Source organism: Ornithinimicrobium panacihumi, assembly GCF_052073805.1.
Lineage (GTDB): Bacteria > Actinomycetota > Actinomycetes > Actinomycetales > Dermatophilaceae > Ornithinicoccus > Ornithinicoccus panacihumi.
Genome location: NZ_JBQGWG010000007.1, coordinates 96,923 through 108,695, shown reverse-complemented (window position 1 = coordinate 108,695; position 11,773 = coordinate 96,923). Strand labels below are relative to the sequence as shown.

Here is an 11,773-nt window from a genome sequence, read left to right as displayed (position 1 = left end):
GTGGGACCGGGCAGACGTCTCTGCCCGGCGGGAGGAGGTCGCCGCTCGGGTCGCTCGGGTCAGAGACTGACGGGCGTCAGAGGGAGGTGGGGACCGCCACGTGGTCACCCAGGGGGTAGACCATCATGAGCTCCTCGGACTCGGCGTCGTCCGGGTCCACGCCACGGATCCGCATCGGCCGACGGTCGTCGGTGGGGCGGAAGCCGAAGCTGGAGGCGAAGGCCACGGCACGGCCGTTGTCGGTGCCCACCCAGTAGACGAGCTGGCGCAGACCGACGTCGCGGCCCACCGCGGCGGCCTTCTCCATGAGCCGGCGCGCCACGCCGGTGCCGCGGCGCGGGGGCTCGACCCACAGCCCGAAGAGCTCGCCGGCGCCAGGGATCCCGGTGCGGTGCCCGGTGCCGACGCTGACGACGCCGATCACCTGGTCGCCGTCCTCGGCCAGGATGCGGCGCGAGCGGTCCATGCGCTGGATCCAGACGGAGTCCTCGAACGCGTCTTCCTCCTCGAAGGAGGCCACGAAGGCTTCGGGCGACTCACGCAACGCACGCAGACGCACATCGCGGTAACTGGGCCACTCGTCCTCGCTCAGGACGCGCACGCGGATCTCACTCATGGTTCCTACTCTGTCACACGCTCCCGGCGCGGGCGCCAGGACTCCGTGAACAACGGGTGTCCACGCGGATCGGACGTCAGCCTGCCGGCGGGGAGAGCTCCGCGCTGCGCCGGGCGGCGGCCTCCATCGCGGTGAGGAAGGCGGCACGCACCTTGTGGTCCTCGAGCTCGCGCAGGGCGGCGACCGTGGTGCCGCCGGGGCTGCTCACCTGCTCGCGCAGCACGGTCGGGTGGGCCTCGGTCTCCCGGATCATCGTGGCCGCGCCGTAGAGGGTCTGCACGACCAGCCCGGTCGCGGTGTCGCGGGGCAGTCCGAGGAGGACGCCCGCCTCGATCATCGCCTCGACGACGTAGAAGATGTAGGCGGGTCCGCTGCCGCTGATGGCGGTCACCGCGTCCTGGTGGGACTCGTCGATGACCAGGACCTTGCCCACGTTCTCCAGGAGGGTGCGGGCCTGGGCCAGCTGCTCGGGAGTGCAGTGCCGCCCCGGGCTGACCGCCGACATGCCCTGGTCGACCAGCGCGGGGGTGTTGGGCATGACCCGGACCACCGAGGCACCCTCGGGCAGCCGCCGCTCGAGGAACTCGGTGGAGATGGCGGCGGCGATCGAGACGACGAGCACGTCGTCGCGTACCTCTTCGCGGATCTCCTCGATCAGCGCCTCCATGTCCTGAGGCTTGACCGCGAGCACGAGGATGTCCGCCGTGCGCGCGGCCTCCGTCGCGGAGACCGCACGCGCGCCGACCGGGCCGGCCACCTGCTCGGCCCGCCCCGCCGACTTGTCGCTGACGAGGAGCGAGGCGGGATCGTGCCCCGCTCGCACGAGGGCGGAGAGCAGGGTCTGGCCCATGACCCCGGCACCGAGCAGGGCGATCGTCATCGCTCCCACCTCAGCCCCGGGACGCCAGGCCACGGAGGAAGAAGCCGAGGTTCGCGGGGCGCTCGGCCATCCGGCGCATGAGATAGCCGTACCACTCCTCGCCGTAGGGCACGTAGACGCGCATGCGGGCGCCGCCGGCGGCCAGGCGCAGCTGCTCGTCCGGACGGATGCCGTGCAGCATCTGGAACTCGAAGTCCTCCGCCCCGCGCTGGGCTTTGTCGGCCAGCACCGTGGCGATCTCGATGAGGCGCGGGTCGTGGGTAGCCACCATCGGGTAGCCCTCGCCCTCCATGAGGATCTTGAGGCAGCGCACGTAGGAGCGGTCGACGTCGCCCTTCTCCTGGAAGGCGACGTGCTCGGGCTCCTTGTAGGTCCCCTTGCACAGCCGCACCCTGGAGCCGGCGGTGGCCAGGTCCCGGCAGTCCTGCTCGGTCCGGTAGAGATAGCTCTGGAGGACCGCCCCGACCCACGGCCAGTCCTGGCGCAGGTCGTGCAGCACCGACAGCGTCAGGTCGGTGGTGGTGTGGTCCTCCATGTCCAGGGTCACGGTGGTGCCGGCGTTGGCCGCGGCCTGGCAGATCCCGCGGGCGTTCTCCAGCGCGATCTTGTTGCCGTCCCGGCCGAGGGCCTGCCCCAGCGCGCTCAGCTTGAGGCTGACCTCGACGGCACCCTCCTGGCTGAGGCCGGAGGCGGCCAGCGCCCCCAGCAGCTCGACGTAGGCCTCCCTGGTCCGCGTCGCCATCGCCGGGTCGGCCGTGTCCTCGCCGAGGTAGTCGATGGTGACCAGGCGCCTGGTGTCGACCAGCTCGGAGGCGACGGACATGACCTCGTGCGTGGCCGTGCCGCCGACGAAGCGACGCACGACGTCCCTGCTCACGGGTGCCTTCTCGATGACCGAGCGCAACTGCTCGTTGCGGCTCATCCCCAGCAGGGTCTGGCGCATGAGTGCGCCCGGGTTGAGGTCGTCCAGGTCCATGAGGACAGGGTATGCCGTCCCCTGTCACCCGGGTGCTCGGTGGTGCCGGTGCTCAGCCGGCGGCGGGGCCCGGCGTGAGGGCGTCGTCGGCGACGGCGTCGACCGGGCTGGGGCCCAGGCCGGCCGGCTCGGAACTGTCGGCCGCAGGAGCACCTTCCGGACGCCAGTCGGCCCCGGGCAGGTGGTGCTGGCGCAGGTGGGTGCGGGCGAACCACAGCGACTCGGCGAGGGCGTTCTCGCGCGAGACCCGATTCATCTTGCGGGTGCCCACCTCGAGGCTGACCACACCGTCGTAGTCGGTCTCCACGAGGAAGTCGAGCACCTCCGCGCACTTCTGCGCGCCGCGGCCGGGAACGAGGTGCTCGTCCTTGAAGGACCCGAAGGAGTCCCCCAGGTGGACGTGGCGGATGCGGCCCGCCAGGTCCTGGGCGAGCTCGAGGGCGTCCGTGCCCGCCGTCGCGGCGTGGGAGATGTCGAGGGTGACGTCGCCGTAGGGGAAGTCGCGCGGGTCAGGCCCGGGCAGGTAGGCCTGCATCGCGTTGACGCCGGAGCGCCAGGGGAACATGTTCTCGACCGCGATCGCCACGCCCCACTTCGCCTGACGCTCAGCCACCCCTTCGACGAAGCCCTCCGCGTAGCCCTTCTGCCACCGGAAGGGTGGGTGCACCACGACGCACCCGGCGTCCACCTCGGCCGCCAGGTCCAGGGCCCGCTCGATCTTGCCCCAGGGCTCCCAGCCCCACAGGCGCTGGGCGAGCAGGAGGGTGGGCGCGTGGATCGCCCCGATCGGCATCCGGTGCAGCTGCGAGAGAGCCTTGAGCGCACCGGCCTCCTGGGTGACCGGGTCGGTCCAGACCATGATCTCCACCCCGTCGTAACCCAGCCGCTGGGCCAGGTCGAAGGCGTAGGCGGCGTTCTCGGGATAGACCGAGGAGGTCGACAGGTGCACGGGGATGTGCGTCGAGGTCATGAGGTGGATCCTTCCGTCAGACCGTCGAGGAAGCGCAGGATCAGCCCTTCACGCAGGGCCCAGGGGCAGACCGACAGCGAGTGCACGTCGAGCAGCTCCATGGCCGCCTCGACCACGATCGCGCCGGCGAGCAGCTGCGGTGCGCGCGCGGCGGACACCCCTGGCAGGGTCGCACGCTCTGCCGCCGTCATGCCAGCCAGACGGGGCACGAGGTCGCTCAGGTCGGCCAGCGTCAGGGTCCTGGGGGTGTAGGGACCGTCGCCCTTGGGTGCCGCGCCGCAGGCCCGGGCCAGCGAACGGATCGTCTTGCTGGTGCCGACGACCAGGTCGGGCTCGCCGACGCGGGCGAGCCTGGGCCGGGCGGAGGCGACCTCGGAGCGCACGCGCTTGCGCAGCGCCTTGACCTGGGCCGGGCCGGGCGGGTCGGCGGCCAGCTCCCGGGTCAGGCGGCCGGCGCCCAGCGGCAGGGAGATCGCCACGTCCGGCTCCTCGTCCAGTCCCGCGGCGAGCTCCAGGGAGCCGCCACCGATGTCGATGGACAGCAGCTTGCCCGCCGACCAGCCGAACCAGCGGCGCACCGCCAGGAAGGTCACCCGCGCCTCGTCGTCCCCGTCGAGGACCCGCAGGTCGACCCCGCTGGCCTCCTTGACCCGGGTCAGCACGTCCTCGGTGTTGCCCGCGTCACGGATCGCGCTGGTCGCGAAGCCCATGAGATGCCCGACGCCCCGCTCCTCGGCGACCTCGACGCACTCGTTGATGAAGCCGCAGAGCTGGTCGGCCCCGGCCTGGGAGATGTCGCCGTCCTCGGTCATGTGCTCGGCCAGCCGCAGCACCGTGCTGTGCGAGTAGTCGGGCATGGGGTGGGCGCCCGAGTGGTGGGCATCCACCACGAGGAGGTGCACGGTGTTGGAACCGACGTCGATCACACCGAGGCGCATATCCGCCAGTATCCCACCTACCCTTGCGGGGTGACCGCGACCCCGCTCGACATCCCCCGCACCTGGGCCGAGTTCACCGATCCGGCCGAGCCGGCGCAGCGCCTCCGGGTCGACCTGACCTGGCTCACCTCGCGGTGGCAGTGCCTGTTCGGGCGTGGCTGCCCCGGCATCGATGCCGGCGAGCCGGACGCCGGCTGCTGCACGCTGGGGGCCCACTTCACCGACGCCGACGATCTCGCCAGGGTCTCCGCCGTCGTGGAGAGCCTGTCCGCGCAGGAGTGGCAGCTGCGCGGGGAGGGGCTCGCGGAGGGGTGGACCGTCGAGGACGACGACGAGGACGGCGGGGACGAGGACGAGGGATCGGGTCCCACGATCGCCACCCGCGTGCTCGACGGGGCCTGCATCCTGCTCAACCGTCCGGGCTTTCCGGGCGGGGCGGGGTGCGCGCTGCACCGCGCCGCGCTGGCCCGCGGGGTCGAGCCGTTGACCACCAAGCCCGACGTGTGCTGGCAGTTGCCGGTGCGCCGTGCCTACCGGGAGGTGGAGCTGCCCGACGGGAGCTCCTACCTGGAGATCACCATCACCGAGTACGACCGGCGCGGCTGGGGCCCCGGCGGGCACGACCTCGACTGGTACTGCACGAACGAGCCGGTGGCCCACACCGGGGCGGTCCCCCTCTTCGTGTCCCTGCGGCCCGAGCTGGTGGAGCTCGTCGGCGAGGAGGGGTATGCAGTGCTCGCCCGCCTCTGCGAGGACCACCTCGCGGCCCAGGAGCTGCTGGGGCATCGCGCCGGAAGGCCGGGACCTGACGGCCGTGAGCTGCTCCCGCTCCTCGTGCACCCCGCGACGGCCGCGGCGGCGCGCGAAGGTCTGTCGGACCCGCTGCCTAGGGTGTGACCCGTGGCGAGCAAGACGAGCGGACGGGCGGCGGCCCGCGCGGGATACCGGTGCACCGAGTGCGGCTGGGCGACGGTGAAATGGGTCGGCCGCTGCGGTGAGTGCCAGTCCTGGGGGACCGTCCAGGAGGTCGGCGCGCCGACGGCGGTGCGCACCTCGGCCGTCTCCCCCAGCCGTCCGGCCGTCCCGATCGCGCAGGTCGACGCCACCGCCGCGCAGGCCCGCTCCACCGGCGTCGGCGAGTTCGACCGGGTGCTGGGCGGGGGGCTGGTCCCGGGCGCGGTCGTGCTGATGGCCGGCGAGCCCGGCATCGGCAAGTCCACCCTGGCTCTCGACGTGGCCGCGCGGGCGGCCCGCGAGGGCGAGTCGGTGCTCTACGTCTCCGGCGAGGAGTCCGCCGCTCAGGTCAAGCTGCGCGCCGAGCGGATCGGTGCCGTCGCCGACACCCTCTTCCTGGCCGCCGAGACCGACCTTGCCACCATCCTGGGCCAGCTGGAGCAGGCCGACCCCACCCTGGTCGTCCTCGACTCCGTCCAGACCATCGCCTCGGCCGAGGTGGAGGGATCGCCCGGCAACGTCAGCCAGGTCCGCGAGGTGGCCGCGGCGCTGATCCAGGCGGCCAAGTCGCGCGGGACCGCCGCGATCCTCATCGGGCACGTCACCAAGGACGGCTCGATCGCCGGGCCGCGTCTGCTGGAGCACCTCGTGGACGTCGTCGTCCAGTTCGAGGGAGAGCGACACTCCCGGCTGCGCCTCGTGCGGGCGGTGAAGAACCGCTACGGCCCCACCGACGAGGTCGGCTGCTTCGACCTGGGCGACGCCGGGATCGTCGGGCTGCCCGACCCCAGCGGCCTCTTCCTGACCAGCCGAGACCGGCCCGTGCCGGGCACCTGCGTGACGGTCACCCTCGAGGGCCGTCGCCCCCTGGTCGCCGAGCTGCAGGCGCTGGTCAGCGAGGCGGCCGCCGGCAGCCCCCGACGCACGACCAGCGGGCTGGACGGCTCCCGTCTGGCGATGGTGCTGGCCGTCCTCGCCCAGCGCGGTGGCGTGCCGCTGGCCCGCCACGACTGCTACGCCGCGACCGTCGGCGGCGTCCGGCTCAGCGAGCCCGCCGCCGACCTCGCCCTGGCGCTGGCGCTGACCAGCGCCCTGGGCGACCTGGCCCTGCCCGTCGGCACGATCGCCGTCGGCGAGGTCGGCCTGGCCGGCGACCTGCGTCCCGTGACCGGGCTGCCCCGCCGCCTGGCCGAGGCCGCCCGGATCGGCTTCCGCGAGGCGGTCGTCCCGACCGGCTCGCTCACCGAGGGTCCGGCGCCGGCCGGGATGCGCGTGCACGAGGTCGCCACCCTCGCCGAGGCGGTCGCCCTGGTGGTCTCGGCGTCGCACGCCAGCGCCGCCGACGGGCGCACCGGCACCGGCGGCACCGCCACGGGCCAGGGGCTCGACATCACGAAGGGGTAAAGCCCGGCGGATCGGCGAAGGATCTGGCGCCGCGTGGCCCTAGGATCACCCCAGGACGAGGGAGACCGACCCGGAGGCGGCGAGGGGACCGTCCCGGCCCGGGCAGCGAGAAGGAGAGGTGCACGCCGTGGTGGAGCGCAGCGACGAGGAGACCATGCACGCGACCCTCGCGGCGGTGGCTCCGGGGACGGATCTGCGCGACGGGCTCGAGCGCATCCTGCGCGGGCGGACCGGCGCCCTCATCGTGCTCGGCAACGACCGGACCGTGGAGTCCATCTCCTCCGGCGGCTTCGAGCTCGACGTCGACTTCTCCGCCACCCGCCTGCGCGAGCTCGCGAAGATGGACGGCGCCATCGTGCTCAACCGCGAGGGCACCCGGATCCTGCGGGCCGCCACCCAGCTCGTCCCCGACCCCTCGATCGAGACCCGCGAGAGCGGCACCCGCCACCGCACCGCCGAGCGGGTCGCCAAGCAGACCCGCATGCCGGTGATCTCGGTCAGCCAGTCGATGGCCATCGTGGCTCTCTACGTCGGCGACCACCGCCACGTCCTGGAGGCACGGACCCAGATCCTGGCCCAGGCCAACCAGGCGCTCCAGACGTTGGAGCGCTACCGTGCCCGCCTCGACGAGGTCACCGCCAACCTCTCGGCGCTGGAGATCGAGGACCTTGTGACGATCCGCGAGGTCGCCGCCGTCCTCCAGCGCCTGGAGATGGTGCGCAGGATCAGCGGCGAGATCGAGCAGTACGTCATCGAGCTCGGCGTCGACGGTCGTCTCGTCGGCCTCCAGCTCGAGGAGCTCACCGGCGGCATCGGCCGCGACCGTGAGCTGGTCGTCCGCGACTACGCCGCCGCCACCGACAGCGCGCACGACCCGACCGAGATCCTGGAGTCGCTCTCGGCGCTGGACAGCGCCCAGCTGCTCGACCTCCCCGCCGTCGCCGCCTGCCTGGGCATCACCGTCATCGGTGACGGGCTCGACCTGCACGGGCTCAGCCCCGCCGGATACCGTCTCCTGCACCGGATCCCGCGCCTGCCCGGAGCGATCGTGGACCGGCTGGTCGAGCACTTCGGCGGTTTCCAGGCGCTCCTGTCCGCCGGCCTCGAGGACCTCATGCAGGTCGAGGGCGTCGGTGAGACCCGGGCCCGAGCCGTCCGCGAGGGCCTCTCCCGCCTCGCCGAGGCCTCCATCCTGGAGCGCTACTCCTGACCGTGGCGCGCCCCTCCCCCGCCGACGGCTCCCCGGCACCCGAGCTGCTGCATACCCTCCTCCTTCCTTGGTATGCGGCGCAGCAGCGCGATCTCCCGTGGCGCCGTCCGGAGCGCTCGCCCTGGGAGGTGCTGGTCTCGGAGGTCATGCTGCAGCAGACGCCGGTGGCACGCGTGCTGCCGGTGTGGGAGCGGTGGATGCGGCTGTGGCCCTCCCCCGCCGACCTCGCGGCCGCGGCGCCCGGGGAGGCCGTGCGCGAGTGGGGGCGGCTGGGCTATCCCCGCCGCGCGTTGAGGCTGCACGCGGCGGCGACGGCGATCCGCGACGACCACGACGGGCAGGTGCCGGGCGACGAGGCGACGCTGCGGACGCTGCCGGGCATCGGGGACTACACCGCCGCCGCGGTCGCCGCCTTCGCCTTCGGGCTGCGGACGACGGTCGTGGACACCAACATCCGTCGGGTGCAGGCGCGAGCGGTCGGCGGGCTGGCTTTGCCGGCGCCCTCACTCACCCGGGCCGAGGTCACCCTCGCCGCGTCGCTGCTGCCCGCCGACGAGGCCGAGAGCGCGGTCTGGAACGTCGCGGTCATGGAGCTGGGCGCGCTCGTGTGCACCGCCCGGGCGCCGCGGTGCGGGGAGTGCCCGCTGGCGCAGGTCTGCCGTTGGCGGCTGGCGGGGTCGCCGGCCTACGACGGGCCCACGCGGCGCGGCCAGGCGTGGGTGGGCACGGACCGGCAGTGCCGGGGGCGGATGGTGCAGGTCCTGCGGGAGAGCGGGGGCCCGGTCGAGGGAGCCGCGCTGCACGCGGTGTGGCACGACCGCGACCAGTCCTACCGCTGCCTGGACGGGCTGGTGGCCGACGGGCTGGTCGAGCCGCTGGCCGGTGACCGCTTCCGCCTGCCGGGCTGAGCCGAACTCACGCGGAGCGTGTCGCCGGTCGGGGGCAGAACGTGTCTCCGGTGGGGAGCAGAACGTGTCGCCGGTCGGGGGAAGGGTGGGTCAGGCGGCGCGGGGGGTCTGCTCGTCGGCTGGCTCCTGCGGGCCGCTGGGGTCGTGAGGTTCGTGGTCGTGGGGCCAGGGGTTGGCGTAGGCCAGCCAGAGCAGGATCACGCCGGCCACGATCATCGGGGCGGACAGGATCATTCCCATGGTCAGCCAGTCCATGGCCAGGTAGCCGATGTGGTCGTCGGGGATCCGCAGGAACTCCACGGCGAACCTGAAGGTGCCGTAGAGGAGCAGGAAGAGGCCGCTGACGGCGCGCACCGGCGGTCGGCGGGAGGAGAACCACCACAGGATCGCGAAGAGGACCAAGCCCTCGAGGATGCCTTCGTAGAGCATCGTGGGGTGCCGGGGCTGGTCGTCGGCGGCCGGGAAGACCATGGCCCAGGGCACGTCGGTCGGCTTGCCCCACAGCTCGCCGTTGATGAAGTTGCCGACGCGGCCGAAGAACAGGCCGAGCGGGACCAGCGGGGCGATGAAGTCGGTGACCCGCCAGAAGCCGCGTCCGGTCTTGCGCCCGTAGAGCCAGCAGGCGATGAGCACGCCCAGCAGACCGCCGTGGAAGGACATGCCGCCCTCCCAGATCCGCAGGACGGACATCGGGTCCTCGGCGACCTTGGCCCAGCCGTAGAAGAGGATGTAGCCGATGCGGCCGCCGGCGACGACGCCGATGGCGGCGTAGAGGATCAGGTCGCTCACGTCGTCCGGCGTCCAGGCCCAGCCCGGTCGCTTGGCCCGCCAGGTGCCCAGGGCCCAGGCCAGCACGAAACCGATGGCGTACATGACGCCGTACCAGTGGATCGTCAGGGGGCCGATCGAGAAGCCGGGGTCGATGTCGGGATAGGGGATCTCGCCGGGCAGCAGGGTCAGGTGCGTCATCAGCCGTTCCCCTTGCGCCGGCTGGCCAGCTCGGAGACCTTGCCCGCCACGGTGCGCCGCGCGAGCTGGACGCGCGGGAGCGCGGTAGCCAGCGCCGCATACAGGAGCTTGTTGTGCACGATGTCGATCTCGCCGATGAGCTCTGTCGCACCGCCGTCGCCCTTGGTGAAGGCCTTCTTGAACTCGTAGAGGCCGTCGCTCTCGTCGAGGGCGAAGACCCCGCCCAGGTCGTAGGACTCGGCGCCGTTCGCCAGGCCCCAGACCATCAGCTCGTGGTTCATCAGGTGGTTGGGGGCGAGATTGCGCTTGGTGTCGTTGGACCCCGCGTAGAGGTAGTAGAGCTTGCCGAAGTAGTCGATGGTGACCGAGGAGGCCAGGGTGTCGTCCTCGTGCTGCACGTGCAGGACGCGCATGCGGTCGCCGAAGGCCTCTCGCATGCGCTCGAAGTAGGGCAGCTCGCGCGCGGTGATCCCGTTGCGTCGTGTCATGAAGGTGTAGATCTCGTGGAAGAGGCGCAGATCCGCATCCGACGTGCCGGCCCGGGTGACCAGGCCCTTGCGGCGACCGCCCCGCACGCGCGACCGGGTGCGGGGGTTGTACTTGGCGATCAGCTCGTCCTCGGTGAGCTGCTGGCCATCCTCGTCGCGCAGCTGCACGACCATGTTGTAGCGCGGCTGGATGAGATCGTCCTTGCCCGCGCCGACGTTCTTGACCACCCACCCCGGCTGGCTGCGCAACCAGGCGTCGAGCCCCGCGTCGAAGCGGACCTCGGGGTCGATCCGCGTCATGATCGCGCGGTGCTTCTTCACCAGGGGCGCCGCCTCCGCGAGGATGCGGCGCACCATCGTCGTGTCGTCCCAGTCGACGAGGGGGCCGCGGGGGGCGTAGAGGACGGAGAACCCGCCGGGCAGACGGCGGACCAGGATCGTCATGGCCGCGACGATCTGGCCACCCTCCTCGAGGTAGACCGCCTCCTGCCCCCAGTCGTCCTTGACGATGGCCCAGCGCAGGTCCTGGGTCAGGGCCCGGTGCGGGTGGGAGCGGACGAAGGCGGAGTAGCGCTCGACGGCAGCGGGATCGGACAGATCGAGGACGGGCACGCGCCTACGCTACCCCGGCATGCGCCCGGCCCCCACCTCCCGGCCTGCTGGGCGCAGGGGGAGGCAGGGGCCGAGCGCGCGCGAAGGAGGTCGGACCTCGAACGGCCCGTCAGTCGACGAACTGGCCGATCCAGGCCAGGTCGTCGGCGGTGTCGATGCGGTAGACCCCGCTCGTCCCGGCGCAGGTCTCGTTCACGCCGAACGAGGTGACCGCCACGACGATGTTGCTCCCGTCGATGAAGGTCGGGCCGCCCGAGTCGCCGGAGCAGGTGCCCCCGGTGCGGGCGTTGTTGGTCAGCACGACATAGGCGTCCTGGCCCTTGCCCGCGTTGAACTGCCGGTTGTTGATCAGCTCGCCACCGGCCTGGAGCTTGACCCACCGCTCCTCGTTGGCCCGGCGGTTGGGATTGTCCGGGGAGTTGCCGCGGGTCGGCGTCGCCCACTGCAGGCCGTAGCCGACGGTGGTAAAGCTGTCGCGGAACTTCTTGTTCAGCGCCAGCTGCGCGTCCCAGTAGCCGAGCTCGGGCAGCTCGCCGTAGGCGTCGAAAGAGGTGCCCTCGTTGAGGACCACCTCGTCGACGATGCCCACGTCGTGCAGGTAGAAGCCGGCGTCGTCGTACTCCGGGTGGCTGATCGCGGAGTAGCTGTAGGCGTCGGCGTTGACCTTGGCGTCGGTGAAGACGTCGAAGTCCGCGCCGGTCAGGTGGTCGACGTCATCGCCGTACCAGATCGCCACGGCGTCGGCGCCGTAGGTGCAGTGGCCAGCGGTGAGGAAGGTGTCGGCATCCATCTGGGTGCCGGTGCAGCGCCAGCTGGCCAAGAGCTCGCGGTGTCGCGCCGCTGTCTCG

The 11,773-nt window shown here is 72.4% G+C and carries 12 protein-coding genes; 4 read left to right on the top strand and 8 right to left on the bottom strand.

All coding sequences use genetic code 11. The features are described from left to right. Positions 1–76: 76 nt before the first annotated feature. The 5 genes from ACTMMA_RS08870 to ACTMMA_RS08850 all read right to left on the bottom strand — a co-directional run bounded on the left by ACTMMA_RS08870 (position 77) and on the right by ACTMMA_RS08850 (position 4,380). A complete protein-coding gene (locus ACTMMA_RS08870; RefSeq protein ID WP_441189755.1) occupies positions 77–616 on the bottom strand; it encodes a GNAT family N-acetyltransferase in 540 nt (179 codons plus the stop codon). A 76-nt stretch (positions 617–692) separates the two neighbouring features. Beyond that, positions 693–1,496 (bottom strand): pyrroline-5-carboxylate reductase, encoded by an 804-nt coding sequence (gene proC, locus ACTMMA_RS08865; protein WP_441189754.1) that lies wholly within the window; start codon positions 1,494–1,496, stop codon positions 693–695. A 10-nt stretch (positions 1,497–1,506) separates the two neighbouring features. Further along, positions 1,507–2,472 carry a proline dehydrogenase family protein gene (locus ACTMMA_RS08860; RefSeq protein WP_441189753.1) on the bottom strand — a complete coding sequence of 322 codons (966 nt, stop codon included), beginning with the start codon at positions 2,470–2,472 and terminating at the stop codon, positions 1,507–1,509. A 52-nt stretch (positions 2,473–2,524) separates the two neighbouring features. Beyond that, positions 2,525–3,442 carry a sugar phosphate isomerase/epimerase family protein gene (locus ACTMMA_RS08855; protein ID WP_441189752.1) on the bottom strand — a complete coding sequence of 306 codons (918 nt, stop codon included), beginning with the start codon at positions 3,440–3,442 and terminating at the stop codon, positions 2,525–2,527. Beyond that, complete coding sequence (locus ACTMMA_RS08850) at positions 3,439–4,380, bottom strand: Ppx/GppA family phosphatase (protein WP_441189751.1); 942 nt, start codon at positions 4,378–4,380, stop codon at positions 3,439–3,441. The genes ACTMMA_RS08855 and ACTMMA_RS08850 overlap by 4 nt, the downstream gene beginning before the upstream one ends. Before the next feature lie 30 nt (positions 4,381–4,410). Here ACTMMA_RS08850 and ACTMMA_RS08845 point away from each other — a divergent pair, with 30 nt between their 5' ends. The 4 genes from ACTMMA_RS08845 to ACTMMA_RS08830 all read left to right on the top strand — a co-directional run bounded on the left by ACTMMA_RS08845 (position 4,411) and on the right by ACTMMA_RS08830 (position 8,856). Next, the gene (locus ACTMMA_RS08845) at positions 4,411–5,277 is read left to right on the top strand and encodes a DUF3109 family protein (RefSeq protein WP_441189750.1); all 867 of its coding nucleotides are present in this window, start codon (positions 4,411–4,413) and stop codon (positions 5,275–5,277) included. A 3-nt stretch (positions 5,278–5,280) separates the two neighbouring features. Continuing rightward, complete coding sequence (gene radA, locus ACTMMA_RS08840) at positions 5,281–6,738, top strand: DNA repair protein RadA (protein WP_441189749.1); 1,458 nt, start codon at positions 5,281–5,283, stop codon at positions 6,736–6,738. A 154-nt stretch (positions 6,739–6,892) separates the two neighbouring features. Continuing rightward, entirely contained in the window at positions 6,893–7,948 is a 1,056-nt protein-coding gene (disA, locus tag ACTMMA_RS08835) for a DNA integrity scanning diadenylate cyclase DisA (protein WP_441189815.1), read from the top strand. 2 nt (positions 7,949–7,950) lie between these two features. Then, positions 7,951–8,856 (top strand): iron-sulfur binding domain-containing protein, encoded by a 906-nt coding sequence (locus ACTMMA_RS08830; RefSeq protein WP_441189748.1) that lies wholly within the window; start codon positions 7,951–7,953, stop codon positions 8,854–8,856. 90 nt (positions 8,857–8,946) lie between these two features. Here ACTMMA_RS08830 and lgt read toward each other — a convergent pair whose 3' ends face one another. From lgt to ACTMMA_RS08815, 3 genes are all read right to left on the bottom strand, one after another. Beyond that, on the bottom strand, positions 8,947–9,825 hold the full coding sequence (gene lgt / locus ACTMMA_RS08825; protein ID WP_441189747.1) for a prolipoprotein diacylglyceryl transferase: 879 nt from the start codon (positions 9,823–9,825) through the stop codon (positions 8,947–8,949). Continuing rightward, positions 9,825–10,925, bottom strand: coding sequence for a lipid II:glycine glycyltransferase FemX (locus tag ACTMMA_RS08820; protein WP_441189746.1), 1,101 nt, complete (start codon positions 10,923–10,925; stop codon positions 9,825–9,827). Before ACTMMA_RS08820 ends, lgt begins: the two co-directional genes overlap by 1 nt. Before the next feature lie 109 nt (positions 10,926–11,034). Continuing rightward, a complete protein-coding gene (locus ACTMMA_RS08815) occupies positions 11,035–11,745 on the bottom strand; it encodes a trypsin-like serine protease (RefSeq protein ID WP_441189745.1) in 711 nt (236 codons plus the stop codon). Positions 11,746–11,773 lie beyond the last annotated feature (28 nt).

Excerpts from the sequence above, each read along its gene's own strand:
- ACTMMA_RS08870 (WP_441189755.1), bottom strand. The coding sequence starts at position 616 with ATGAGTGAGATCCGCGTGCGCGTCCTGAGCGAGGACGAGTGGCCCAGT.
- proC (WP_441189754.1), bottom strand. The coding sequence starts at position 1,496 with ATGACGATCGCCCTGCTCGGTGCCGGGGTCATGGGCCAGACCCTGCTC.
- ACTMMA_RS08860 (WP_441189753.1), bottom strand. The coding sequence starts at position 2,472 with ATGGACCTGGACGACCTCAACCCGGGCGCACTCATGCGCCAGACCCTG.
- ACTMMA_RS08855 (WP_441189752.1), bottom strand. The coding sequence starts at position 3,442 with ATGACCTCGACGCACATCCCCGTGCACCTGTCGACCTCCTCGGTCTAT.
- ACTMMA_RS08850 (WP_441189751.1), bottom strand. The coding sequence starts at position 4,380 with ATGCGCCTCGGTGTGATCGACGTCGGTTCCAACACCGTGCACCTCCTC.
- disA (WP_441189815.1), top strand. The coding sequence starts at position 6,893 with ATGCACGCGACCCTCGCGGCGGTGGCTCCGGGGACGGATCTGCGCGAC.
- lgt (WP_441189747.1), bottom strand. The coding sequence starts at position 9,825 with ATGACGCACCTGACCCTGCTGCCCGGCGAGATCCCCTATCCCGACATC.